General features: G+C 69.6%; 24 protein-coding genes and 1 pseudogene. 13 read left to right on the top strand and 12 right to left on the bottom strand.

Annotation, left to right across the window (positions count from 1 at the left end; all coding sequences use genetic code 11):
* Window positions 1-233: 233 nt before the first annotated feature.
* Window positions 234-1,181 carry a quinone oxidoreductase family protein gene (locus ACWY4P_RS44065; RefSeq protein WP_456206412.1) on the bottom strand — a complete coding sequence of 316 codons (948 nt, stop codon included), beginning with the start codon at window positions 1,179-1,181 and terminating at the stop codon, window positions 234-236.
* A 115-nt stretch (window positions 1,182-1,296) separates the two neighbouring features.
* On the opposite strand from ACWY4P_RS44065, the gene ACWY4P_RS44060 reads away from it, so the two are divergent.
* The 4 genes from ACWY4P_RS44060 (at window position 1,297) to ACWY4P_RS44045 (ending at window position 5,582) form a co-directional block, all read left to right on the top strand.
* Entirely contained in the window at window positions 1,297-2,055 is a 759-nt protein-coding gene (locus tag ACWY4P_RS44060) for an SDR family oxidoreductase (protein ID WP_456206411.1), read from the top strand.
* An 85-nt stretch (window positions 2,056-2,140) separates the two neighbouring features.
* The gene (locus ACWY4P_RS44055) at window positions 2,141-2,737 is read left to right on the top strand and encodes a TetR/AcrR family transcriptional regulator (RefSeq protein ID WP_456206410.1); all 597 of its coding nucleotides are present in this window, start codon (window positions 2,141-2,143) and stop codon (window positions 2,735-2,737) included.
* 197 nt (window positions 2,738-2,934) lie between these two features.
* A complete protein-coding gene (locus ACWY4P_RS44050; protein ID WP_456206409.1) occupies window positions 2,935-3,951 on the top strand; it encodes an integrase core domain-containing protein in 1,017 nt (338 codons plus the stop codon).
* Between the two features lie 38 nt (window positions 3,952-3,989).
* Entirely contained in the window at window positions 3,990-5,582 is a 1,593-nt protein-coding gene (locus ACWY4P_RS44045) for an ISL3 family transposase (protein WP_456206408.1), read from the top strand.
* Between the two features lie 219 nt (window positions 5,583-5,801).
* Here the strand turns inward: ACWY4P_RS44045 and ACWY4P_RS44040 are convergent, their stop codons facing one another.
* The 4 genes from ACWY4P_RS44040 to ACWY4P_RS44025 are packed head-to-tail and all read right to left on the bottom strand — an operon-like array spanning window position 5,802 to window position 11,313.
* Window positions 5,802-7,037, bottom strand: coding sequence for a CHAT domain-containing protein (locus ACWY4P_RS44040; RefSeq protein WP_456206407.1), 1,236 nt, complete (start codon window positions 7,035-7,037; stop codon window positions 5,802-5,804).
* 11 nt (window positions 7,038-7,048) lie between these two features.
* On the bottom strand, window positions 7,049-8,701 hold the full coding sequence (locus tag ACWY4P_RS44035) for a hypothetical protein (protein WP_456206406.1): 1,653 nt from the start codon (window positions 8,699-8,701) through the stop codon (window positions 7,049-7,051).
* Window positions 8,702-8,704: 3 nt separating this feature from the next.
* The gene (locus ACWY4P_RS44030) at window positions 8,705-9,943 is read right to left on the bottom strand and encodes a hypothetical protein (RefSeq protein ID WP_456206405.1); all 1,239 of its coding nucleotides are present in this window, start codon (window positions 9,941-9,943) and stop codon (window positions 8,705-8,707) included.
* Window positions 9,943-11,313, bottom strand: coding sequence for a hypothetical protein (locus ACWY4P_RS44025; protein WP_456206404.1), 1,371 nt, complete (start codon window positions 11,311-11,313; stop codon window positions 9,943-9,945). Before ACWY4P_RS44025 ends, ACWY4P_RS44030 begins: the two co-directional genes overlap by 1 nt.
* Before the next feature lie 400 nt (window positions 11,314-11,713).
* On the opposite strand from ACWY4P_RS44025, the gene ACWY4P_RS44020 reads away from it, so the two are divergent.
* Genes ACWY4P_RS44020 through ACWY4P_RS44005 form a run of 4 tightly spaced genes read left to right on the top strand, consistent with a single transcriptional unit; the run spans window position 11,714 to window position 13,602 of the window.
* Window positions 11,714-12,037 (top strand): hypothetical protein, encoded by a 324-nt coding sequence (locus ACWY4P_RS44020; protein ID WP_456206403.1) that lies wholly within the window; start codon window positions 11,714-11,716, stop codon window positions 12,035-12,037.
* Window positions 12,038-12,071: 34 nt separating this feature from the next.
* Complete coding sequence (locus tag ACWY4P_RS44015) at window positions 12,072-12,497, top strand: hypothetical protein (RefSeq protein ID WP_456206402.1); 426 nt, start codon at window positions 12,072-12,074, stop codon at window positions 12,495-12,497.
* Window positions 12,494-12,760 (top strand): hypothetical protein, encoded by a 267-nt coding sequence (locus ACWY4P_RS44010; RefSeq protein WP_143667852.1) that lies wholly within the window; start codon window positions 12,494-12,496, stop codon window positions 12,758-12,760. The genes ACWY4P_RS44015 and ACWY4P_RS44010 overlap by 4 nt, the downstream gene beginning before the upstream one ends.
* 8 nt (window positions 12,761-12,768) lie before the next feature.
* Entirely contained in the window at window positions 12,769-13,602 is an 834-nt protein-coding gene (locus tag ACWY4P_RS44005; protein ID WP_456206401.1) for a DUF3592 domain-containing protein, read from the top strand.
* 222 nt (window positions 13,603-13,824) lie between these two features.
* Here ACWY4P_RS44005 and ACWY4P_RS44000 read toward each other — a convergent pair whose 3' ends face one another.
* Window positions 13,825-14,910: an integrase core domain-containing protein gene (locus ACWY4P_RS44000; protein WP_456206400.1), complete on the bottom strand. Its 1,086-nt coding sequence runs from the start codon at window positions 14,908-14,910 to the stop codon at window positions 13,825-13,827.
* Between the two features lie 414 nt (window positions 14,911-15,324).
* On the opposite strand from ACWY4P_RS44000, the gene ACWY4P_RS43995 reads away from it, so the two are divergent.
* The 3 genes from ACWY4P_RS43995 to ACWY4P_RS43985 all read left to right on the top strand — a co-directional run bounded on the left by ACWY4P_RS43995 (window position 15,325) and on the right by ACWY4P_RS43985 (window position 17,317).
* Window positions 15,325-16,098, top strand: coding sequence for an SUKH-4 family immunity protein (locus ACWY4P_RS43995; RefSeq protein WP_456206399.1), 774 nt, complete (start codon window positions 15,325-15,327; stop codon window positions 16,096-16,098).
* A gap of 314 nt (window positions 16,099-16,412) precedes the next feature.
* A complete protein-coding gene (locus ACWY4P_RS43990) occupies window positions 16,413-16,946 on the top strand; it encodes a pyridoxamine 5'-phosphate oxidase family protein (RefSeq protein ID WP_456206398.1) in 534 nt (177 codons plus the stop codon).
* A gap of 14 nt (window positions 16,947-16,960) precedes the next feature.
* Complete coding sequence (locus ACWY4P_RS43985; RefSeq protein WP_456206397.1) at window positions 16,961-17,317, top strand: hypothetical protein; 357 nt, start codon at window positions 16,961-16,963, stop codon at window positions 17,315-17,317.
* A gap of 68 nt (window positions 17,318-17,385) precedes the next feature.
* Here the strand turns inward: ACWY4P_RS43985 and ACWY4P_RS43980 are convergent, their stop codons facing one another.
* From ACWY4P_RS43980 to ACWY4P_RS43970, 3 genes are all read right to left on the bottom strand, one after another.
* Window positions 17,386-17,910 carry a hypothetical protein gene (locus ACWY4P_RS43980; RefSeq protein ID WP_361493012.1) on the bottom strand — a complete coding sequence of 175 codons (525 nt, stop codon included), beginning with the start codon at window positions 17,908-17,910 and terminating at the stop codon, window positions 17,386-17,388.
* Window positions 17,911-18,433: 523 nt separating this feature from the next.
* Window positions 18,434-18,589: a muconolactone Delta-isomerase family protein gene (locus tag ACWY4P_RS43975; RefSeq protein WP_456206396.1), complete on the bottom strand. Its 156-nt coding sequence runs from the start codon at window positions 18,587-18,589 to the stop codon at window positions 18,434-18,436.
* Window positions 18,590-18,613: 24 nt separating this feature from the next.
* On the bottom strand, window positions 18,614-19,804 hold the full coding sequence (locus ACWY4P_RS43970; protein ID WP_456206395.1) for an ROK family transcriptional regulator: 1,191 nt from the start codon (window positions 19,802-19,804) through the stop codon (window positions 18,614-18,616).
* Between the two features lie 107 nt (window positions 19,805-19,911).
* Here ACWY4P_RS43970 and ACWY4P_RS43965 point away from each other — a divergent pair, with 107 nt between their 5' ends.
* Window positions 19,912-21,531, top strand: a complete 1,620-nt coding sequence (locus ACWY4P_RS43965) for a subtype B tannase (protein WP_456206394.1) — start codon at window positions 19,912-19,914, stop codon at window positions 21,529-21,531.
* 214 nt (window positions 21,532-21,745) lie between these two features.
* Here ACWY4P_RS43965 and ACWY4P_RS43960 read toward each other — a convergent pair whose 3' ends face one another.
* Together ACWY4P_RS43960 and ACWY4P_RS43955 are read right to left on the bottom strand one after the other, a co-directional pair.
* Complete coding sequence (locus ACWY4P_RS43960; RefSeq protein ID WP_456206393.1) at window positions 21,746-22,114, bottom strand: hypothetical protein; 369 nt, start codon at window positions 22,112-22,114, stop codon at window positions 21,746-21,748.
* On the bottom strand, window positions 22,102-22,392 hold the full coding sequence (locus tag ACWY4P_RS43955; protein ID WP_456206392.1) for a helix-turn-helix domain-containing protein: 291 nt from the start codon (window positions 22,390-22,392) through the stop codon (window positions 22,102-22,104). Before ACWY4P_RS43955 ends, ACWY4P_RS43960 begins: the two co-directional genes overlap by 13 nt.
* Here ACWY4P_RS43955 and ACWY4P_RS43950 point away from each other — a divergent pair.
* Window positions 22,318-23,280: pseudogene (locus ACWY4P_RS43950) on the top strand (fumarylacetoacetate hydrolase family protein). The gene ACWY4P_RS43955 and the pseudogene ACWY4P_RS43950 overlap by 75 nt on opposite strands.
* A gap of 385 nt (window positions 23,281-23,665) precedes the next feature.
* Here ACWY4P_RS43950 and ACWY4P_RS43945 read toward each other — a convergent pair.
* On the bottom strand, window positions 23,666-24,745 hold the full coding sequence (locus ACWY4P_RS43945) for an Ldh family oxidoreductase (protein WP_456206391.1): 1,080 nt from the start codon (window positions 24,743-24,745) through the stop codon (window positions 23,666-23,668).
* Window positions 24,746-24,765: the final 20 nt, after the last annotated feature.

Here is a 24,765-nt window from a genome sequence, read left to right as displayed (position 1 = left end):
GCGGCACTGAACCGCGCGCCCTGCCGCCTGAAGCAGGTGCGTGCCGCAGATCCCAGCGGTCCCCACCACCGCGAGCAAGGGGGCAGAGCTTCTTTGCCTCACCGCTTCCGCCTCGGACACTCCCTCCTCTGTTCTCACTGCGTCGTGACGTCACGGGTACACCACCGTCGGGACTCGTGCGTCGGCCGGTCACGGTCATCCGAACGAAGTTGCCGGTGCAGTCAGGGGCCGGGTCACGGGACGAGGACGATCTTCCCCGTCGTATGCCCGGTCATGATCTGCCGATGCGCCGCGGCGGCTTCGCGCAGCGGATGGCTGGCGGCGATCAGGACGCGCAGTCGCCCGGCCCTCGCAGCTTCGGTGAGCTGCAGGCGCGCGGCGGCGCGGACTTCTGTGCCGGGGTCCGCGCCAGGCCCGCCGCCCAGGAGCTTGATGCCGGCTCGGGCCCCGCGTTCGAACGCCGCGACGGTCGCGATGCGGGACCGGTCGGCGACGAGTTCCACCGAGACGTCCACCGCCTCGTGGGTGCCCACCAGGTCGGCAGCCGCGTGGACGCCCTGCGGCGCTGCGGCCCGTACCCGGTCGGCCAGCCCCGGCCCGTACGCGATCGGAATCGCCCCCAGGTCGCGCAGTACGTCGTGCTTGGCCGGGCTCGCCGTTCCCAGCACCCTGGCGCCGCGCTCGACGGCCAGCTGTACGGCCATCAGGCCGACGCCTCCCGCGGCGCCGTGGATCAGCACTGAGTCGTGCTCGCGCACGCCGATCGCCGCGAGGGCGTGCACCGCGGTGACGCCCGTGACCATCAGTCCTCCGGCCTGCTCCCAGGAGAGAGCAGCGGGTTTGGGCACCACTGAGGACGTCGGGACGATGAGTTCGGCGGCGTACGCGCCGGGCGCTCGGTACGCGATCACCTCATCGCCGATCTGGATCGGGCCGGCGGGGCCGGTCGCGTCGGCGCCGACAGCGGTCACCACACCAGCCGCTTCGGCGCCGAGCCGCATCGGCATGTTGGCCGGGTCGGTTCCGAAGGCGCCGCTGTACATCTTGTGGTCGAAGGGGTTGACGCCGGCGGCGCGGACCTCGATGCGCACCTGGCCCGGCCCGGGCTCCGCTACGGCGACATCGATCACCGACAGTACCTCGGGACCACCGTAGGCACGCGCTACTACTGCTTCGCTCATGTCGGAGGACAACACGGTGCCGGAAGGACCGATTCCCTCTCGCGGGTAATTTTTTGAGCGGAGCGCTCCGCTCCGATAAGTTTGGGGCGACGGATCAGCCGACGCGGGAGGACACATGAACGCCACGACCAAGCCGACGGCCCTGGTGACCGGCGGCAGCCGGGGAATCGGCGCTGCCACGTCGCGGGAACTGGCGGCTCGCGGCTACCGCGTAGCCGTCAACTACTTCTCCAACCGCGAGGCGGCCGACCAGGTGGTCAAGCTCATCGAGGCCGACGGCGGCGAAGCCTTCGCCGTGCAGGCCGACGTGTACGACCCCGCCCAGGCGGCCGAGCTGCTGGAGCGCTCTGCGGTCGACGGGCGCCTGGACGCCCTTGTCTGCAATGCCGGTGCCCGCTTCACCCCCACCCCCGTGCAGACCCTCGCCTGGGACGACTTCAGGACAAAGGTGACGGGCGAACTCTCATCCGTCTACACGCTCACCCAGCGGGCACTGGAGCTCATGGGCGCCCAGGGACAGGGACGCATCGTGTACGTCTCCAGCGCCGTGGCCGACGGTCCGCCCGCCCCGGGCATGGCCGCCCACGGCACCGCCAAGGCCGCCCTCAACACCTTCGCCCGCTTCGTCGCCTACGAGGCCGGTCCCCTTGGCGTCAACGTCAACGTCGTGGCACCCGGCTACGTCCGCACCGAGAGCAGCGCGCGCATGCCGCAGGAGTTCCAGCGGCGGCTGGCGGACAACACGCCCCTGGGGCGTGTCGCGGAGCCGGAGGACGTGGCTCGGGTGATCGCGATGCTCGTCGGCGAGGAGGCCGGCTTCGTCACCGGCGAGGTGCTCACCGTCGACGGTGGGCACGGCGTGGCACGGCGGTAGAGCAGAATGCCTGTCCATGGGTGACACGCAGACCGGCAGACCTCGCGGCCGCCGGCGGGAGGCAGACCGCAACGACGCTCGCCTCATGCAGGCTGCGCGCGAAGTCTTCGCCGAGCTCGGCTGGGACGCCCCCGTCTCGGAGATCGCCCGCAGGGCCGGCATCGGCATGGGCAGCCTCTACCGCCGCTATCCCAACAAGGCGTTGCTGGCTCAGCGGATGCGGATCGTGGGGATGGAACAGCTCGTCACCCAGGCCCGCACAGCCCTCGCCGAGGAGCTCGATCCTTGGGCGGCCTTCGCCCGCTTCCTGCGGACCGCGCTCTCGGCCCAGGGTGCGGGCGGCCCGCTGCTCCCGCTGGTGGGCGGCCGGCTTCCGGCCACCGACGAGATCGTGGCCGCCTCCAGCCGGCTCCGGGCCGCCCTCGACGACCTGGTGGACGGCGCCCACCGCGCAGGCGTGCTGCGCGCCGACTTCACCTCCGCCGATGTCCCCTTGCTGCTCGAACACCTCACCGCGCGGATCCCCGTCACCGACGAACGCGCCACCACGCTCCACTTGCGGTACCTGGACCTGATCCTCGCCGGACTGCGCACGTCGACCACCGACGGGCCCACCGCGCTGCAGAGCCCGGCTCCGGACTGGGCGGAACTCAGCGAGCTATGGAACGCCTCTGAGGGCTGATCCCTGCGCCCCCATATTGAACGCAGCACCCACGTGCTTTTTGCTTCGCCGCCCTGCGCTTTTTCCTTCTCGCTGAGGGTGCGCTTGCCGATAACCTCATCCGTGCAGGTCATGCGGCATGCTGGTTCGGCTGCCAAGCTTTCCGATGGCTTGCCCTGCTCGCCCGTTCGGATGTCTCGAAGGACACAGAGATCTTGATGCTCCGGCATCAACTGGCCATCGCACGCCGTGCCCAGCCACGGCCCCGCTTCTCCTGGAGCGACAGGGCCGTCATGGCGGCACTGCTCCCACTCGTCAGCGCAAAGCGGCGATCACAGCTGGCTTTGCTGGTCTCTCCACGGTCAGTGCTGCGCTGGCACGCACGGCTCATCGCCTGGAAGTGGACCTACCCATCCCGTCGTCCGGGCCGACCACCGAAACCAGAGGCCCTGCGCCAACTGGTCCTGCGTCTGGCGCGCGAGAACCCGGGATGGGGATACCGCCGCGTCCACGGAGAGCTCCTCGGCCTGGGCCGCAAGGTCGCCGCCTCCACCGTCTGGTCCATTCTCAAGCAAGCAGGGATCGACCCATCGCCACAGTGTGTGGGCTGCTCCTGGGCCGTTTTCCTCAAAGCCCAGGCCTCCGCGATCGTGGCCACCGACCTCTTCCACATCGACACGGTCTTCCTGCGGCGCTGGTTCGTGCTGCTCTTCATCGACCACGGCACCCGCCACGTGCACATCGCCGGCGTCACCCGGCACCCGACCGGCCCCTGGATCACCCAGCAAGCGTGGAACTACCTCATGGACCTCGGTGACCACGCAGAGTCGACCAGATTCCTCATCCGGGACCGCGGCCCCTACTTCACCGACAGCTTCGACGCCTTCCAGGCGGCCGGCAGACGCGTGATACCTACCCCGCCCGCCGTGCCACGGATGAACGCCATCGCCGAACACTGGATCGGTTCATGCCGACGCGAGGCAACCGACCACATCCTGATCACCGGAGAACGCCACCTCCACCTCGTCATCGGCGAGTACGCGGAGCACTACGACAGACACCGGCCGCATCGATCCCTCGGACAACGGGCACCAGACCGACTCACCGACCCCGAGCCGCCCATCGCCAGGGACAACACTCGATCAGTCGACGCGATCGACTCGGCGGCCTCATCCACGAATACTCGCAGGTCGCATAGGGTGACACAGATTCCGGCTCTTGCAAGATTTTCGTGATGGGGTGACAGTGCGTCATCTTGGTGTCATCGTGCGGAGTGTGTGACGAGCTGCTGGGCATCGTGTTCCCGTACCTGGAGAAGGTGCTGGTGGAGCGGGTGAGCCTTGAGGGTGAGAAGGTCGAGGTTTGGGCGCGTACCCGGGAGGGTGTCGCGTTGCCGTGTCCGGACTGCGGGGTGTTGTCGACGCGGGTGCACAGTCGCTATCGGCGTCGTCTGGCCGATGTGGCGGTCGGTGGCCGTCCCGTCGTGATCCATCTCGGTGTGCGACGCATGTTCTGTGATGAGCCTGGCTGTCCGCGGCAGACGTTCGCCGAGCAGGTGGACGGGCTGTCCGTGCGGTATGGGCGCTATACGCCGCTGCTGCTGGGGCTGCTCCAGGCGGTGGGGCTGGCACTGGCCGGGTCCGCCGGGGCGAGGCTGCTGGCGGTCCTGCACATGGCGGTGAGCCGGGTGACCCTGTTAGCGCTGGTGATGGCGTTGCCGGACCCGGACTGGAAGGTTCCCCGGGTACTGGGTGTCGACGACTTCGCTCTGCGTAGGGGCGGAGTGTGGGACACGGTGCTGGTGGACGGGACAACGCGGCGGGTGCTGGAGTTGCTGCCCGGCCGGGACGCCGAGCCGCTGGCCACGTGGCTCCGGGATCACCCTGGGGTGCGGGTCATCTGCCGTGACCGGGCAGGTGCCTATGCCGAGGCTGCCACCCGCGCCGCGCCGGCAGCCGTGCAGGTCGCGGACCGCTGGCACCTGTGGCGCAACCTCGGACAACACGTGGAGAAGGACATCGCCCGCCACCGCGGATGCCTGCACCGAGCGGCCACGGACCGAACACCTGCAGACCGGACCGGACTCGAAGATCTGCCTGCGCAGGCCCTGTCCGCTCAAGGAGCGCTGGAGGCGCGCACCCGCCGCCGTTACCGCGAGGTCCATGCCCTGCTGGAGCAGGGTTGGGCGCTGAAAGAGATCGCCCGTGAGCTGCGGCTGAACCACAAAACCGTGCAGACCTTCGCCCGGGCTGAACACGTGGAAGAACTCCTCGCTCACGCCGCCGGTCGTCGCCCCAGCAAACTGGACCCACACCGCGACTACCTGCACCAGCGATGGGCCGAAGGGTGCCACTCGCCCACAGCACTCCACCAGGAACTCACCCAGCGGGGCCTGCAGTGCAGCATCCGGCTGGTCACCCGCTACCTGCGCACCCTCCGAGCGAACGGAGCCCTGCCCACCCCGGAACCTGCCCCGCCTCCAACCCGACGGCTCGTCGGCTGGATCATGCGCCACCCCGCCACCCTGAACCCCGATGACCAGCAGCGTCTTAAGACCGCACTGGCAGCCTGCCCCGAGCTGAACGCCCTGCACCAGCACGTCCAGGCCTTCGCCCAGATCATGACCAGACGCAACGGCCGACACCTCAACACCTGGGTGCACCAGGTCCGCAACCAAGACCTCCCCTCACTCAAAGCCTTCGCGACCGGACTGGACAAGGACTGGAACGCCGTCACCGCCGGCCTCACCCTCGACTGGAACTCCGGCATGGTCGAAGGCACCGAAAACAAGATCAAAATGCTCAAACGCCAGACCTACGGCCGCGCCAGCCTCGCACTCCTCCGCAAACGAGCCCTACTCACCTGACAACGCTCACCCACCGTCACCGCATCACGAAAATCTTGCAAGAGCCCAGATTCCGGCACCCACACCCACTACGAACAACTTGTCCTCAGCCACGCGGCCTGACCGACAAAAACCAAGATCACATCGACCAGCAGAGTCGCACAGAGTGACGCACAGCCACCGCCGATTACGGGACAGATCCATTGACACCGCACATACCCGTCCCGGATCGCTTGCCGGTCACCTGACGATGCAGGTCATGGCCGCCCACAACAGGGGCGAGTGCTCGATCCGGTTGACGGTGCGCCAGCGGTCCAGCTGTTCCCGCTGCCAGACGCCGAGCCGGTGGACGGGGTCGCGGTGCTCGTGGGCGGCGTCGACGGCAATGATCGCCTCCGACAGCGGGCGTACGGACTCGGCCAGGCCGGCCAGCCGATGGAACGCGAAGCTGGTCGGCAGCGCCCAGCGGGTAGCGGTGACCAGCTCCGCACCGTTATGGATCATCGCCGTCGCCAGGCCGAACGACTCGGCGAACCGCAGATCGCCGCCGCTCTCGCAGGCGATCAGTGCAACGCGCGGCGGCGCGGGCCAGATCCGCGCCCCCGGCGCCCCGTCCGCCCGCAGGGGGAGAGTGCCCAGAAGGAGGTCCTTGGCCGACAGCGGCCGATGGGTGCGGACCACCTCGGCCAGGCCGACGGTCCGTGGACCGCAGCACAGATGGAGAGTTATGTCCTCGCTCTGCCCGCCCTCGACCGGCGCACCGCTCACGTGCCCGACGTACATCAGCCTGCGCGGCCCCTTGCGCAGCACGTCACTCAGCCAGTCCCGGTCCAGGTCGGTGCGGCGGAATGCCTCCGTCGGGGTGGCGAGGCGCGGCTCGACGGCGCCTGCGTCGAGACGGCTCTGGACGAGCGACAGCAGCTCCGGGTCCGAGCCGGGCGGTCCCAGAACCGAACCGAGCGGGGAGTCGGCCCGGAATCCGGGCACCCGGGGGTCGAGGATGAGAACGACGGCGTCCGCGTCGGCGTCCGGCGCCGGACGCGCGGCGGGACCCGGCGGACGCAACGACACCGGCGTGGTGGTCACGACGTCCGCGAGTTCGATGATCCGGGCGTCGTCGTCGACGGCGAGCAGTTCCCAGGGGACCTGGGCGACCCGGGGCGACGGCTGGATCCGGATCAGCGGGCGGGCGCCGTCCGCCGAGACGTGGCGTATCTGCGCTGTCAGCCCCACCGGCCACAGCGCCTCGGCCAGCACGCGCGCGAGGCGGTGCTCGGTCCGGTGATCGGCCATCGCTCCCGAGCCGAACGCGCGCCGCATCCCCTCGCCCGCGCCCGGCAGCGCGGCGGCCAGCGCACGGACCGCCTGGTCGACCTCGTCACTGGGTGCGTGCCCGGTGCCGAACCCCCGGGCCCCGCTCGTCCACGTCCACGTCATGAACAGGTCGCCGGCGTCAGCCAGCCGGACCTGGACCACCGGGCGGATTGTCAGGTCGTCGGCGACCAGAACGGCACCTCTTCCTCGCTCACGATCCGTCGGTGATAGCGGAATTCGGCCGCCGCGATGTACTCCTGCAGCGCGGTGCGGCCGGATTCCGGCGACATCCGCACCTTGGGCGGCGGCGCGACGCGCAGGCCGACGGAGGCGGCGGCCTCCGCCGCCACACCCCCGAGCATCATCGGGCCGCCGATGTGCCCGTACGCCTTCATGGCGGCACTCGGGAAGACCGTCGCTGCGTCCTCGGAAGACCCGGAGGCCACCGAGGACAGGGCACGCGGCGCCGACGGCGGCGTACGGTTCAGCGCCAGCGAGGCGCCCGCGCAGCGGTGTTCCACCAGTTCGAAGAGCAATCCCTGATCCTGACGGCGTACGGCGAGGCGGAAGACCAGCCGCATGGCGTCATCCGCCAGTTCCAGCCACTGGCTGCGCGCGTGGGCGGTGACGAAGTCGTAGCGTGCCGCCTCCAGGGCCAGTGCGGCGGGCAGAGCGAGGGAGATCGCGGTACTGGTGGACGCCTTCTCGTGGTCTCCGTGGTTCGTCCGGTTCAGGTTGTCCTCAAGGGTCTCCGCGAGCATCAGGTCCACCTGTGCGCACCGCTCGTACACCCCCCTCGCCTGGTACACATCGCGCGCTCCCTGGGCCAGGCGCTTCATCTCGGTGATGTCGCCACGGTGGTAAGCCTGTTGGGCGGCGAGCAGCACGGTGTCGGCGGCGGCGATCTCGGCACCGAACCGCTCGAAGCGGGCCAGGCTCGATGTCATCAGGTCGTCCGCGCCGGTGGCCTCACCGCGCAGGCCGGCGAGAAAGGCACGGGCCTGTTCGCAGACCGCCAGGTCGCCGAACTGCCGCTGTCGTTCGAAGATCGCGGACGCCTCGTCGTACAGCCGCTCCGCGCGGTCGAGGTCACCGCGGCGCATCGCGGCGTATGCCCGGTGTGCGATCAACTGCTGCTGTTCACCGATATCGCCCGTAGCCCGGAAGCCGTCCTCCGCGCGGGCGAAGTAGTCCTCGGCGAGGTCGAACCGTCCGGTCGAGGCGCAAATGAGCCCGAGGCTGGTCAGCAGCCGCGGCGCGGTCGGCACAACGGTCGCGGGCGTGGTGGGCAGCATCGCCGAGGCCTGTTCTTCGGCCGCGCCCCACTCTCCCCGTTCCATCAGCAGATGCACCCGGCTCAGGCCGAGTTCGGCGGTGCGCATGCCCTCGGGATCGTCGAACTCAGGCAGCCGGGCCGCCGCCTCGTCGAGACATGCCAGCGACTCGTCCAGACGCCCAGTCCTGCGCAGCAGGTCGGCCTTGCCGAGCAGCGTCTTCAGCAGGACTTCCAGCCACAGTTGCCGACCGAGCGGTCCCATGGGCACGGACTCGATGCCGCGCAGCAGGCCGAGGGCCCGCTCGATGACGGCTGCCGCCCCGGCCAGGTCCGTGGCGGTGAGCTGGACCGTCCCGATGTTGGACAGCAGGTGCGCCCGCAGGAATCGTACGTCGGGAGAGTCCTCGATGGACTCGGCCGCGGTGAGCAACTCCTCGTAGACGGTGCGCGCGGCGGCAAGATCCGGGGTCAGCTGATGGCGCTCGGCCAGGGCGAGGCCGCTGTCGAACGGCTCTCCGTACAGCGGAACCACCGCCTCCTCGTCCGGCATCCGCTAGAAATCCTCACCGGTGGAAGCGGCGGCGATCTCGGCAAGGAACGGCCCCGCGAACGCATCATGCGGCAGAGGCTGTGCCACGGCCGCCAGCCGCCGCCGGACCAGGTCACGGATCGCGTCGCGGTCGGCGCGGCCTTCGACTTCGTCAAAGGCGCCGGGGCCCGGGTCGAAGCCGGGCAGCAGGACACCGACCTCGATACGCGGCGGCATCGCCGCAGCCGGTAGGTCCAGGTCCGCCCGGCCGGCCCACATATCGTCCCGTCGGGCGAGGGGCACCCGGTTCGCCTGGCCACCGTCCACGCGGACCTCCGCGACGAGGGGCACACCGGCGGCAGGTGCCGCGACGTCCGCGACGACCTCGACCTCGATCTGCCGTCGCGCGCCGAGCGCACGAGCGGTCCAGGACACCGCGTTCTCGGCCGCGTCGACGAAGCCGGGCGGGTAGCGGCGCCAGTCGTTGGTCCCCGAGCCCCGCGCAATCACCCGGCCGCCCGCGACGATCGGATCGCCTGCCGCGAGGGCGTAGTCGCCGTGCCGTGCGAACAGCGCGCCGAGGTCGACCGGCGTGCCGACCGGATGGCGCTCGTCCAGGGACGACCGGAGGCGACGCAGAGCCTGCCCGTCCAGCCCGGCGCTGTCCGCCGCTTCGTCGATCAGCCGCAGAACGCTCTCCAGGTGGCGCGCCGTATCCGCCGGCTGCGGTGCCGCGCGCCACCACTGGATCAGCGGGTCGAGCGCCGTCTGATGCTCCTCGATCAGTTCGGCCACGCAGTCATCGGGTTGATCGCCGAAGTCGTCGAACAGCTGCTGGCACCGGTGGGTGAGCGCGGCCAGCTCCAGGCCGAGCACGTCCGGTTGGAGCGCCGGGATCCCGTCCATGTGCGACGCCGGCCACCACCGGAACGCCCAGTGCCCGAAGCCGAGCCGGGCGACGCTGCCCGCGAGAGCGGTCATGTCCGCCCTCACCCGTACGCCGACCGGCTCCCCCGCCGCACAGGCATGCACGGCGGCAGCGGTGCGCTCGCCGTAGACCGCCCACAGCCACTGTTGTGCCCGCCCCGCGTCATGGACCTCCGCCACCGGCAAGCTCGGATCCCCGAGGACGGGCCAGGCCAGAACCGCGCCCGCGACGTCGAGAACGGCCCGGGTGAAGGCGGGGCCGACGGGGCCGGCGGCGACCCGGATCGTGCCGTCCTGGGCCTGCGTGACATGGACGTCCATATCGGCCTCCGCCATCACGCGCTCCTCGGCTCGGCCGCTTCCGCGGCGGTCGTCGACAGTGTGCGAAGTGCCGACCGGACCCTGGCACGGTGGTCCATCATCACTGAGCGGGCGACCCCGTCGAGCACTGCCCAGGCCGACGCGATGTCGTCCAACGGTGCCTCGCGGACATCCCGCCCGTGCAGCCGCACCCAGAGCCGCCGCATGTAGGCGGTCCATGGGGTGCGGAGGTCCTGGGCGAGTGCGTCCAGCACGCCGCCGTCCGGGTCGGGGTGGGGAGAAACGGTCATTCTGCGGGCGCGAAGTGCCGAAGCCTCCCGTTGCCAGCGGCTGTTGACGGTGCGGTGCGCCGCTGTCCGCCCCAGCATGGATACACCGCTGCCCAGTGGGTCGAGCCCGACCGCGAGCCGGCCGCCGAGGACCACGGCGACGCGCAGGCTCTCGTCGTACAGGCCGAGCGGAGCGCAACTACGGCCGATCTCCCGCCGGACAAGCTCTGGCACCGTCGGCAGTTCCTCGCGCCGGGCCGACGACTGCAGCACGACGAAGAGCCGCTCGAAGAGCGTGCGGTCGAGCGGCGCAGGAAGCGTGGCGGTCGAGGCGCCCCGGCCGACCTCCGGACGCGGCGGCACCTGCCGCGCGGTCAGCCCCAGATGCGTCGGCAGATCGTCGCGTCCCCAGACACCGCTCGCGTGCGCCCACAGGGCCTGGCCGAGCAGGCTTCCGTATCCGTCCTTGACCATGGACGTGTATTCCGGGGAATTCCTCGCCGGACCCGGCGCGCCACAGGCTTCCAGGACCTCGGCCGCTGACGCGGCTGCCGCAGCCGCGTCAGCGGCCGGGGCCTGCTGGCGGTTCTCCCACGCGGTGGCCAGCTCCCCGTCGAGCCGGGAGCGCCGGTCGGCGTCCGCCAGGTGATCCTTCAGCGCTTCCACCGTGCGTCCGCCGGCCGCGCCCGCGACGTCCGCAAGTACGGCCCTGGCCACCGCGTCCGCACCGGCCGAGGGCGCTCCGTGTTCGGTGGCCAGCTCGAAGCAGCGCTGGAAGTAAAGATCCTGGGGGTTGCCCGCCACGATGCCCAGAGCCCGGCGGGTCTTCTTGAGCAGCGTGAACCACTGTGCCGTCGCCTCAAGGCGCGCACCCGACTCCCGGATCAGCGCGTCGAGGCGTGCGGCCTCCCGCGATGTGAGGAAATCGGCCGCGAGTTCCGGACGCAGCGCCGGCCTGACGATCAGCGGCAGCACGATCAGCTTGACCGTCCGGGTCAACGGCGCGCCACCGGGGCCGCTCAGCGATTCCAGCCCCGGCCCAAGGGCGCGCCAGGCACTGTCGATGACCATGGCGCGCGGACGGCGCTCGCCGGTCGGCTGGCTCGGGGGCGGCATGACACGAGATTACGTCGTCCGGGAACGGGCGGGAAAACCTGGGATCGGTAGGCGCCACCCGGCCGCCTACCGTCCACACCGTCAGGCAGGGCCGACGGCGAGGAGGGGATCCATGGCCAAGACGATCAACCGGGCGATACTGCCCGCGGGACTGTCCGGCGCACTCGGCTGGTACGCCTCGGCTTCACCCAACCGCTGCCGGGCACGCCAGTCCGTGGCTGGACAACATCGGTCCGCACTGTGGACGGTGAGACCTTCGACTCGGTCGCCAAGCAACTGGTCCGCCTTACCGAACTGGCCGCCGTCGTACCCGGTGCCGTTCTGCCGGTGCGGTACCGGACCGGGCGCACCGGACAGGTCGAACTCGACCTCGGCACCGACCGGGACGTGTTTGTCGGGCGTGCACGACGAGGTCCGGGCCCGGCGGGGGCTCAGCAACCGTCGCGATCTCGACATCGCCGCCCCCGGCCTGCGGGCCGCGGCCGCAATCGCCTCCGTCCGCCCGACCGGACGGATCGCCGACGGCAACCCCGAGCTGCCGGTCTCGCTCCTCATCAGCCGCACCCGCGGATCGTCGTACGAGGCGTACGAGGTAGCCGTCCAACGGCTCTTCCCCGCCCGCCTGATCGGCTGCCTCCAGGCCGGCCGCGTCGTCACCGTCTCGTACCTGCCGGACGCCGGGAACAAGGTCGTCCTCCGGCTGCCCGCCAACCCCTGCACCTGAATCACGCCGGACATCAACAGAAGGGAAAACCGTCATGGGAATCTTCAGGAAGCGTCGCAAGAGCCGCGAAGAGCGGGCCGCCGAGATCGCCGGCAAGGTGGCCGACGGCAAAGGTTTCTACGGCCGCACCACGCGCGCGTTCCTCGGCGGCGAGGACTTCGCCAGGGTCCAGCAGTCGATCGGCGCGTACAGCTCCGGCCTCAACGTCCAGCAGTTGCTCGCCATGGGGGCACCGACCATATCCGCCGTCGTGGTATCGATCAGCGACACCGGCAAACTGGTCAACTTCGACCCGATCGTCGACCTGGTCCTCCAGCCGTCCGGAACCACCGACCGGATCGCCCTCCAAAGCATCGTCTCCAAACTGCGGATCCCCCGCACTGGCGACGAGGTGCTGCTGCTCTCCGACCCCGCCCGGCCCGGCGACTACCTCTACGCCGGGGACGGCGTGACACCGTGACGACACCGTTACACGAAGCGCCGGCCACCGATTCCGTGCTGCTCACCTTCGACGGCCGGGTGCTGGAGGTGTTCGGCCTCACCGACACCCACCGCTACCACATCTGGCAGGAACCCCATCTGGAGTTCAGCCACGGCCGACATCCCTGGCTGACGATCGTCCTGGGGCAGGGCGGATGCCACTCCTTTGGCTACGACCCGCACCGGCTCGACGGCCTGCGGGCCCTCGCGGACCGGCTGGCGCGAAGCCGGCCTGAGAGATAGGGATTCGGATGGGCGGTCATGAGGTCCTGGGTCTGTGGTGGGTGGTGCCCGCAGGGCTGGCGTTGCTCGGGTACGGGCTCTCCCTCGCCGGGCTGACCCGGGCCCAGCGGGCGGTATGGGTGACGGCGCGGATCGTGCGGGTGGAGCAGCCGACCCACGGCGACTCCAAGAGGCCCGGGATACCGGTGACGGTCGCCTTCCAGGACCCAGCCACCGGGCAGGAGTTCACCCTGCCGAACGCGGGCAAGCACGGTGACGCGGTCCGCGAAGCCTGGGTGGGCCGGGAGCTTGAGGTGCGCTACCCACCCGGGCAGCCGCACCGGTTCCGCATCGTGATGAACACCGTGGGCGAGAAGAGCGGACGGAGCGGCCCGAACTGCGCGGTCTTCCTGCTGCTCGTAGGGCTGGTGATCCATGCGACCGTTGCCTGGGGCTACCCGTGGGCGCTGCTCGGCTTCGGCAGCCTGCTGACCGCCCTCGCGGCGGTCAGCCCCGACATCCGCCTGGCGCGCGCCCGCGACGCCCTGCTGGCCTCGGCCCTCGCCGTCCCGGCGCGTGTCGTGGCCGTCACCAAGGACATCTACACCGACGGGGAGGGCGACGACATCGTCAACCACGCTCCCGTCGTCGCCTTCACCACCCACGAGGGCACCTACGTCACTACCCTGTGCCTCGACGGCATCGCCGACCCGGGTCTGTCCCTCGACCGCCCTCGCAACCGACCGCCGCTCCGGCGAGAAGAGCATCGGCTTTATCATCATCCTGCTGCTCACCGGAATAGCGGCGGTCGTGACCGGCGCGGTTACACTGTGACACCCGGAGGGATGCCAGGGAGACGGTGAGATTGATCCCCGGGGGTGGACACCGCGTTTCATGCGGTGAGTTGCAGCTTACGTGATGTGATCAGTTGCTGCTCGAAGTCGATTGGTAGAGGTAGCCGAGGGAGGATTGACGGCGACGCCCTGCACCAGCGCCGCGCGGGCCCTGAGCGACTCTGTCGCCCGATTCATGGTGAGGCCCGATTCGATCAGCGCCTGTGGGGCTCGAATAATCATTGCTCCTACTCAAGAGGCATACCTGTACTCGTTGACCACGCCGCCGAGGACGTGGGTGCGCAGGACTTTGCGGCTGGTTGGCTCCAGGACTGGAGGTGGTTGTTCCTGGGCTTGGGGAGGTAGTTGGCGTCGGGCCCGGTGGGGGCGGTGTGCGTTGTAGTGCCTCTGGTATTCGGCTAGGACGTGGCGCTCGTGAGCCTTGCCGAGGATGAGTATGTGGTCGAGGGCTTCCCGGCGGAGGGTGCCGATGACTCGTTCGCAGTGGGCGTTGGCTTTGGGTGCGCGGACCGGCGTCTTGATGATCTCGATTTCCTCGGCCTGGAACACGGCGTCGAAGGCGTCGGTGTATTTGCTGTCGCGGTCTCGGATGAGGAACCGCAGCGAGTCCATGCGTATGCCCAGGTCGATGGCGAGGTTGCGGGCTTGCTGGGTGGCCCAGGCAGCGGTCGGGTGTGCGGTGACGCCGGCGACGTGCAGGCGCCGGGTGTGGTGCTCGAGGAAGATCAGGGCGTACAGACGCTGCAGGCTGATGGTGTCGATGTGGAGGAAGTCGCAGGCGGTCAGGCCGGTAGCCTGTGCGGAGAGGAACTCGCGCCAGGTTGGGCCGGTGCGGCGTGGTGCGGGGTCGATGCCTGCGGTGTGGAGGATCTGCCAGACGGTCGAGGCGGCGATCGGGTGTCCGAGCCGGGCCAGTTCGCCCTGGATCCGGCGATGGCCCCATCGGCTGTTCTCGCGGGCGAGGCGCAGCACGAGCTTCTTGATGGCGGCCTGGGTGGGCGGCCGTCCAGGACCTCGGCGTCGTCGGGAGTAGTCCCATCCGCGGGCGACGAGCTTGCGGTGCCAGGCCAACAGCGTGCTCGGTGTGATCGGGAAGACCTTGGCCCACTGGTGGCGGGGGATCAGCGAGGACAGGGCCGTGAACCACAGGCGGTCGGCGGGCTCGTACCGTACTCGCCCTTGCAGCTGGCGTCGTAGCACGGCGTTTTCATGGCGCAGGACGAGAAGCTCAGCCTCCTTCGAGGTGTCCCGCCGCACAAGCACCGCCGGGACGGCGAGAAGACGTCGAGTCACCTGGTACAGAAGCGACACGATCATCCACACATGGTTGCAGCTCTCTGCGCGCCGGTGGTGGCGTTTGACCAGCAGCGATGAATAACCGAGCCCCACAGGGATCTGCGAGAAAGCCGTTCAGTAGCCGCCACTCATGATCACGGTCCAACAGCCGCCCCGGCTTGCCGATCTCTCCCATCCAACGACCCTCCGACCTAGTTAAGGTCTGCCCTAACGAATTTCGTTAAGGTCAACCTTAACCATTCAAGGAAAGGCGTGCCAGCACACAGACTGCGCCAGGGGGTGCAGAATCATCGCCGGCGCAGAGGCCCCGCCTTGCCGGAAATCCCAACCGTCCCGGTGGGCCCCAGGGCACCCGGTCTCACGATTGCCGACCGTGGTCGGTCGAGTCGGCCCTCTCACGCAGCCGGAGTCGCGGCGTCACGATGATCGCTCGCAATGCCGCCACTGGCTTATCCGACTACGACGAACGCGCTCGGAATGCCGCGCCTGCCCACGATGAGCGACCGGGACAAGGACGCGGAGGTCCTTGCCCTGCACCATCAGCCGACGCTGACCAGCATGGACGTAAGATTCGGCACCCACAATGTCATCCACGGTCTGGCCACCCGCCTGTCAGCCCTGCTCGAGAGGGTCCGCATCCGCAGCCAGTCCCGGAAGGACTCTCACATGACGCCGCATGAAGAGCTCACCGCCTGGGCCGGTGCCGGGAACGTTACAAGAGCAGACCCGGCGGTCGTGTCGGGCTGGCGGATCCCCGAGGAGCAGAAGGCACTACTGGTCGATGTCGGGGTCCCTATCGTTGATCAGTTGATCGAATACGTACCGTTCCAGGTGGAGGCGGCCCCCATACTTCAGACGTCAGCCGACGGGTGGCTCTACCGCCTCACCCAGAATCACCATGGCGACCTCGTGCCCGGACTGCAATGGTCGTTCGGCGTCCAACCCGGCACGGGGACGGTCTACTACGTTCTCCCCGAAGGCGAGGCATGGTTCGCCAACTCCTCCATCGGCCTGTGGCTGCGGACCCTGCACCACTACGGCTTGCACGTCAGCGAGTCCGAGATCCTCAGCGATCCGGATGACCGTGAGGACGAAGCCCTGGCTGAGCTCGGTGTGCTGGCTGACGAACTCAAGAAGATCGATCCCCCTGCCTTCGACGGCTACATCGGGTTCATTTGGGCCGAGTTCCTCGATCGCTGGCTCTGGTAGTTGCTCACCGCCGCCACGTTGCCCGAATCGATCACTCACCGTGTGCGGGGCGTCCAGCGGCCGCGAATACGCGACACCTCAACATGCGAGCTCACCAGTCCCGGGGCCGGTGCCCGCGTCCTGCAGCGCCCAGGAGTGGCCCCCGCAGGCGCGGCGTAGGGGCGCGGCGTGCGCAGCCGGTCGTCGCTTGGCGGCAGGGTGTAGAGGACACCGCAAGAAATACGACAGAGGATGTCGGTTTTTGTGGAGACAGTGGGGGCGCCGGTCGGTGTCGTGGTGGCGCGGGCCGGGACAACGGACAGACAAGGACCCTCATGCGCGAAACACCCGACGACCTCCACCGGCTCCAAGCCCTCCTTGACGCCTCGCTCTCCCGCTCCACGGCGCACCTGCGGTCGATCATCAGCAGCAAGCGCACACTCACCGCCGAGCAGCTCACTCGCGTGCTCACCGGCATGTGCACGCTCGCGCTGTCCACCGTGACGGCGAAGGGCGAGCCGCGGATCAGCGGCGTGGACGGGCACTTCCTACACGGAAAATGGCACTTCGGCACCGCGCGCGGCGCCGCCAAGGCCCGGCACCTCGCCGCCCGGCCCGCCGTCAGCGCCGCGCACATGCGCGGGGAGGACCTGGGCGTGTTCACACACGGCACCGCGGAGACCCTCAACCCCCACCGCGGCGAACCGGCTGCCGACTGGCCGGACCTGCTCGCGTACTTCCGGGACTTCTACGGCGACGACGCCTTCGACTGGGACAACGACGTGGTCTTCTACCGGCTGCATCCGCAGTGGATGGCCGTGTTCGCCCCCAACCTCGCCAAGCTCGGCGGGAAGGCGGACGAGGCGTGACACCGGACACGCGCTTGCCAGCCCCACACGCCGCCGGGGCCGGCAAGACCCGCGACACCATCGACGTCGTGGGTGCCCGCACCAACAACCTGCGCGACGTGTCCGTCAGCATCCCCAAAGGCCGGCTCGTCGCCTTTACCGGCGTCAGCGGCAGCGGCAGCGGCAAAACCTCACTCGCCATCGACACCCTGCACAGCGAGGCCCAACTGCGGTACCTGGAGGGCCTTTCGCCCTTCGTACGCCAGTACATCACCCAGCGCAACCGCCCCAAGGTCGACCGCATCCTCGGCCTCGGCGCCACGCTCGCGGTCGACCAGCGCCGCCTGAACCGCACCCCCCGCTCCACTGTCGCGGGAGGGGCCGCCCGATAGCCGGGTGTGAGTAGTTGCAGTAGAGGAAGTGCCGCCGAGATTGAATGGCCGTTGAGGCCGGGCGGGGGTCAGTGCCCCAGAGCGGCCTTGGCGGCCACGATGACCAGACCGAGTAGCAGGTTGACGACGCCCTCGCCGACCGCCATCCGGCGGGACGCGCCCGCGTTGATCGCGCCGAGGGTCGCCCAGGCCACCTGCTGGGCGATCGCGACGGCGAGCACCAGCCAGGCCGTGCCGGACAGGCCCAGGCCGAGCACCGGACTGAGCGCCGCCGCCACCGCAGGCAGCACCGCGGCCTCCACGATGGGCCACTCGCGCCGGGCCACGCGCCGCACCTCCCGGCGGCTGATCGGCCTGCCGACGATCCGTTCACCGGCTACGTGCGCGTACACGTGCGCTGCCCAGAAGACCACGCCCGTCACCAGCAGCAGCACGATCAGCTGAAGCCGCGGGAAGTCGCCGGCCGCACCGGCGGTGGCCACCACCGATGCCGCGAGCAGCGAACCATAGACCGCACCCGCATAGTCCGTCCGACGAGTGCGGACCCGCTCCTTGCGCGCGGGTCGCCCCGCCGGGGCCGGAGAACTGCTCACCGACCCAACATAGGCGCCGGTACCGGATACTCCGGTGAACGGCGCCATCCGCTCGGGCCGCGTCCGCGGAGCAGGTCTCGCGGCTCAGTCGTCAGGCTGTGCGCCAGGCGTCACCGGGCGTGTTCCGGGAGGCCCGCCAGCGTGGCAAGCTGATAGCGCTTGACCAAGGTCCATGCAGTCCGGGTGGCGTCCTCCACCCATGCCTGCCCTGCGGCAGACAGGCCGTTCATTGCTCGCATCCACTTGGTGATCCGCTACTGCGGAGTGCGCTTGTTGTCCTTTCCGAGGTACTTGAGCACGTACACCGCGAGATAGTCCACGTCCCCTGCGCTTCCCTGACCGCGGAGGACGGGCCTGAGCCGGAAAGCGAACTTACGGCCGAGTACGTGCCCAGGTACCGGGCGAGGTCTGCCGGGTGCATCGTCTGCAGTTGTTGGACCCGCAGTCTCGTCAGCGCAGCCCCTTGGAGTGGGGGCTGCGCTGTGCGAAGTGATGGAGCGGGATGGCGCCACTCCGCTGAATGTCAGTGGAGCGCGGACGGATGCTGGGCGAGCGGCGTGACGGTGATGTCCATGTACGGGAAAAGTGGCAGTCCCCACAGGATTTCGTTGAGCGAGTATCCATTGGGAGCGCCGGGTACCTTGAAATTCTGTCGACCGATACATTGACCGATAATCAACGGCCGGTGGTCAGTGGCCGATGTTCACAGGCAGTGCGCAACCGTGGCCGGCGCGACGCTGCCTCCTGTCGGCACGGCGGTCGGGTCGTCGAGGATCCGGTCTCGGCCCACCTGGGCGGCCCCGTGGAGCGTGGCGTCGGCGCCGAGGATGCCCACGGACACGGCGAACCCCACGGCCGACATAGCGGTACGGCGCCCGGTGAGCCGGGTGTCGATGCCGGGGGTCAGCCAGGGCGCCCAGTCGGCGAGGTAGCCGCCGAGGATGGCCTCGCCGGCGTCGGCCGCGCTGGCGACGGCCAGCATCGCGGCGCCCAGGGCGTGGCCGGCGTCGTGGAGGGCCGCGAGCGCGCGCGGATCCCCGGACCGGAGCCGGTGATCCAGTTCGACACGGACGGCTGCGGCGTCCTGGCCCGGCGTGCATGCGCCCAGGCCGGCAGCGGTGGCCAGGGCCTGGAGGCCCAGGTAGGTGACCAGGCAGCCGCGGGAGCCGCACTTGCAGGGAGGTCCGTCGAGGGACACCGGGATGTGTCCTATCTCGCCGGCCATGCCGTGGCTGCCGGAATGGATGCGGCCCCCGATCAGCAGGCCTCCACCGACTCCGACGTCGGCCCTGACGTAGGCGACGGTGTCGGGGTGGGTGGTGCCCGCGACGGCCAGGGCGTGGTATTCGGCCAGCGCGGCCATGTTGGCGTCGTTGACCAGCTCGACCGGGCACGGGAGGTCGGGCAGATGCTCGGCGACGAGGGCCGCCAGGTCGGTCGTGCCCCAGCCGAAGGGGATGGCTGCGGCGACCAAGCCCCCGATCACCGGGCCGGGCACCGCGATCACCACCCGCCCCAGGTGCGCGCCGTCGGCTTGGGCGACGGCGCGTGCGACGACCTGGGCGATCACCTCGGCCACCGGTTCGGGCTCACCGGCGGGAGCCCGGTGCGGGGCACGTTCGGTGTGGACGGCCGAGCCCGCGAGGTCCGCGGCCCTCAGCCGGATATCCCACCGGTTCACCTGCACGGCCACCGTCCACACCCGCCCTGGAACGATCCGCAGCAGACGGCGCGGGCGTCCCCGGCCGCCCGAGACCGTGGCGCCGGCCTCCTCCACCAGACCCCGTCCGACGAGATCCGCGATCAGCGCCGTCACCGACGCGTGGACCAGTCCGGTGGCGGCGGCGATCTCGGTGCGCGCACAGGGGCCGTGAGCCTCGATGTACCGGAGCACGAGGGACAGGTTGGTGCGGCGTATGTTAACGATCCTCGCGAAACTTCACTAGGTTCACAAATGCCAACACAAAGGGCAGCGTGAGCCGCGTGATGAGGAGAGAGACCGTGCAGCACAGGGCAATCAAGCGAAGGAACGTCGTCATCGGGATCGGCGCGACCGCCGGTGTCGCGGCGGTCGGCGGCGTCGCACTGACGGCTCAGGCGTCCGGAGAAAAGAAGGACTCCACGACGTCCTCCGACGCCCTGGTCTTCGACAAGGACGACTACACCAAGCTGACGGAGACGATCGCGGACGCGGACGGCGCCGAGCACTCGGTGACGTACCACTTCTACAAGCCCCGCAACTACGTCACCAACCCGAGCGACTCCGACCACCAGAGCCTGGTGGTCAGCGTCCCCGTCAAGATCGATGGCAAGGCGGTCGACGCTTCCAAGGCACCGATCGTCCTGGCGAACGCGGTGGGCGCCTACATGCCGTCGAGTGTCGCGAAGGCGACCGGTGTGGGCCAGGCCGCGCTGGAGATGGGCTCCATCGGCGGCGGGACGGGCGGAATGCCCTCTGGAATGCCTTCCGGAATGCCCAGCGGTATGCCGTCGGGCGGCACGGGGGCCATCAACGGGATGGTCAACCTAGCGAAGCTGGCCCTGGTGGCGGGTTACGTCGCCGTGGAGCCCGGCACGCGCGGCCGCAGCCTGACCGACTCCTCCGGCGCGTACTACGGCACGGCCCCGGCGGTCATCGTCGACCTCAAGGCGGCCGTGCGGTATGTGAAGTTCAACAAGGGCCGCATCCCCGGCAACACCGACCGGATCGTCTCCACCGGCACCAGCGCCGGCGGCGCCGTCTCCGCCCTGCTGGGCGCGTCCGGCGACAGCAAGATCTACGCCAAGTACCTCAAGGAGGCGGGCGCCGCCGACGCCTCCGCTTCGATCTTCGCGACCGGCGCCTGGTGCCCGATCACCGACCTGGAGCACGCCGACGGCGCCTACGAGTGGAACTGGGGCACCAACGTCACCCAGTCCACCGGCAAGGTCGTCGACCACACGGTGTCGAAGGAGCTCCAGTCGCAGTTCGCCGAGTACCAGGCGTCCCTCAAGCTGCGCGGTCTGAACGGCTACGGCGCCCTGACGGCCCGCAACTACGACGACTACCTGCTCACGACCTACCTCCAGGCGTCCGCGACCAAGTACCTCACCGACCTGTCGGACTCCGAGCGCGAGACCTACCTGGCCAAGAACACGTTCATCACCTGGTCCGGCGGCAAGGCGATCTTCACCTGGGAGGACTACCTCACCCACGTGGGCGCCCGGAAGAAGACCACCCCGGCCTTCGACGCCTTCGACCTGTCCGCGGGCGAGAACAACGAGTTCGGCACCGGTACGACCGAGTCCCGCCACTTCACCGCGTACAGCGCGAAGAACGACAGCACGGGTCTCAGCACCAAGCGGGTCGCGAGCGACATCCCCGAGCTGCTGAACCTGATGAATCCGATGTACCACCTGCTCGTCAAGCGCAACCCGAACCGCTCGAAGCACTGGTGGATCCGCCTGGGCACCAGCGACACCGACACCTCGCACGTCATCTCCGCCAACCTCGCCGCCGCGGTGGACAACCTCGGCGACGACGTCAACCACTCGTACTACTGGGACCAGGGCCACGCCACCAACGAAGACCCCGGCGACTTCATCAAGTGGGTCGCCAAGGTCACCGGCCACAAAAAGTAGCCCACCAGGAGCAGCCCTCCATCCACCATCCAGCACGGCGCCGAGCCCCTCCGCACAGCCGGGCTCGGCGCCGCGGTGTTCCTTCGCCCACCAGGCCATCAACTGACGTACACCTTGATTCGTACGCTCCGCCAGTGCCTCATCGGGCACGTCGAAGGGCCCCACCGTTCGCGGTGGGGCCCTTCGACGTGCCCGACGCAGCCGCCGGTGCGCCTCAGGGGCGGTTGAGGTCCTCGTACACGGTGAGCAACCCGCGCACCGCGCCGCCGACGGCAGCGACGTACATCCGCAGGACGTGGTCAAGGTCCTCGTCGGGGTGGGTCAGCCACCAGTGGCCGAGCTGCTCGCCGATACCCGAGATGACGTGGGCGGCTGCCAGGAGGCTTGGTCGGTCGACACCGACGGTATGGGGCGAGGCAACGTCGGCGATGCGCTCGATGGTGTGCCGGCGGAGCTTGATCAGCTGTTCGGCCATGTCGCCACCGAGACCGGAGGAGGAGGTGAACAGCAGCGCCCACCGTCGTGGGCTGGTGGCGACGAGTTCGAGCAAGACGCGGCCTCCGGCGGTGATCAACTCGTCCATGTCTCCGCTGGCTGTCGAGATCGCCGTGACAAGGGAGCTCTCGAATTCCTGCCGGGCTCTCGCACGCAGGCTACAAAGATGCCCTCTTGTGATCCGTGGTGCTGATATACGACCGGGCGGCTGACGCCGGCGGCACGGGCGATGTCCTCGATGGAGACACCTTCGTAACCTTGCTGTACTGGGAGTCTCGCTTGAGACTGGGCATGGATCGCGGGTCGCTGGTCGCGTGGGAGCCCGACGGCAAGGAGTGGGTCGTAGTCGGTGAGCCGTGGAATCACGACCTCCTGGCCTTCCTTGCCGACGGTGAACAAGCGGTGCGTGATGCCGAGCACACGTTCACTGATCCGGAGCGGGTCTCGGGACGGGCGCGGAGCGGGCTGCCGTTCGCGCCGGCTTCGCTGCGCGCGTTCGCTCTGTGGGAGTCCCACATGATCAATGGGGCGAGGGGCATGGTCGCCGCGTTCGGCTCCCCGGGCGTCCGCCTGCTGGCGCGGGGATTCGAGAGAGTGACCGGTCGCATCCTGCTCCCCTTGCGCCCCAGGGCCAACTACTACCGCGAGCCGCAGTTCTACATGGGCAACCACCGCTCGGTGCTGCCGGACGGAGCCGAGGTGGCCTGGCCGTCGTTCGCCCAGGTCCTCGACTTCGAACTGGAGTTGGGCGTCGTCATCGCCCGCGAGACCAGGGACTGCACGCCGACCGAGGGACGGGCGGCCATCGGCGGCTTCGTCGTCATGAACGACTGGAGCGCCCGCGACACCCAGTAAAACGACACCCGCCGCGGCACGTTCGGCGGCGTGGTGAAGGCCAAGACATTCGCTGGCGCCATGTCGGCGGTTGTGGTGACGGCCGACGAAGTACTGCCCCGATGGCGCGAGCTGACCGGCCGAGTGCTGGTCAACGGGGAGGTATGGGCGCAGAACAGCACCGCCTCACCCCTGCATGACCTGGGGGCAGCCGTAGCCTATGCCGCACGCGGCGAGTCCCTCGGCCCCGGCGACGTTCTGTCCAGCGGCACTCTGCCGGGCTGCTGTGGGCTGGAAATGCGCCGCTTCCCCCGTCCGGGCGACGAGGTTCGCCTCGAGCTCGAGCTGGGAGCCGGGGAGCCTGTCACGTTGACCAGCACCCTCGGTGCGCATCCGCGCCGTGCCGCCGACGACACGTGAGGCGTGGCCGTGGTGACCGGCTGCGACTCCGGCATCGACAAGGGATTGGCCAGGGAGTTGCACCGCCGTGGCCGCACCGTGTACGCGACCGGGCTGAAGACGGTGGCCATGGCCGACCTGGCCGCCGCCGGATTGCGCGTCGCCGCCCTCGACGTCACTGACCCTGGCGGCGTGAACGCGTTGCTGGAAAGCCTGGGCAGGAAGGGCAGGTCAGCCGGCCCGCCGACACGGCACACGGCACCTCAGCGGCTGGCCGTCGAAAGCCGCGTGACCCGCTGCATATGCGGAGACACCCCATGCGGCCTGATCCCGGCGGGGGCCGCCGGCCGTCCTTACTCGAACGGCCGGCAGAGACGGCGGCTCCCAGTCAGGGTTCACCGAGCTCTCATTCGGGCGTGTGGGTTTTAGGCGGCGTGATGCCCAACTTATCGGCGCTTTGCACCAGTTCGCGCCACACCTTCGGCACCACGGGCACCCCGTCTGCCGCCCGGCCCTCGGCCAGTGCGGCGCTGCGCTCACCGGGGTAGAACACGCCGGCGGCGCCGTCCGCCACCGGCAGCCCCTTCAGGGTCCTCAGCGTGGTGTCGACGGCCTCGGTGAAGCCGCCTGGGTCACCGAACGCCCCGGGGGCGATGGCGATGAGCAGGGCGTTCTGGCGGTGCTTGCGTCCTTGGGGGTCGTCGGAGTGGAACGCGGAGAGGATGGGGGCGCCTACGAGCACGCTGGTGAGCAGTTCGAAGGCGAGCGACATGCCCGAGCCCTTGGCGCCGCCCAGCGGCAGGGGCATGACCGCCTTCTCCGGGTCAATGGTGGGGGTGCCGTCCGCGGTGGCGGCCGCTCCTTCCGGCAGTGGGGTGCCGGAGGCCTTGGCCTGGCGGATCTTGCCGAGGGCGATGGTGGCGGTGGCCATGTCGAGGAGCAGCGGCGCGTGCTCGCGGGCGGGTACGGCGATCGCGAGCGGGCTGGTGGCCACGGCGGCGCCCTTGACGCCGGTGTAGCCCATGTTGGGCATGCCGGCGACGAAGCCGATGCCGACCAAACCCTGCTCGGCGATCCTCGACACGTAGTGGCCGATGGCGCCGGTGTGGACGGTGCGGCGTACGCCCACGGAGGCGATGCCGGTCACCCTGGCCCGCCGTACGGCTTCCTCGGCGGCGGCGGTGAGGGCGACCGGGCCGGGCGCGCGGTCAGCATCCAGGACGGCGGCGGCCGGTGTGGTGGACTCGATCTTGATGTCGGGCCGGGCGTTGGCCACGCCCTTGGCGAGCAGTTCGAGGTAGGCGGGGACGCGGGCGATGCCGTGGGAGTCGATGCCGCGCTCGGCGGACCAGACGAAAACGTCGGCGGTGGTGCGGGCGTGCTCCGGGCCGAGGCCCGCCTTCTCCAGGAGGGTGGCGGCGAAGGTACGCAGGTCCTCAGCAGGAACAACGACCTTGGCTGGCTCGGGTGCTGGGGTGTCGGACATGGTGGCGGAAGTCTCCTGGG

The sequence above is a fragment of the Streptomyces sp. LZ34 genome (assembly GCF_053890475.1).
This window is presented reverse-complemented; position numbering and strand designations above follow the sequence as displayed.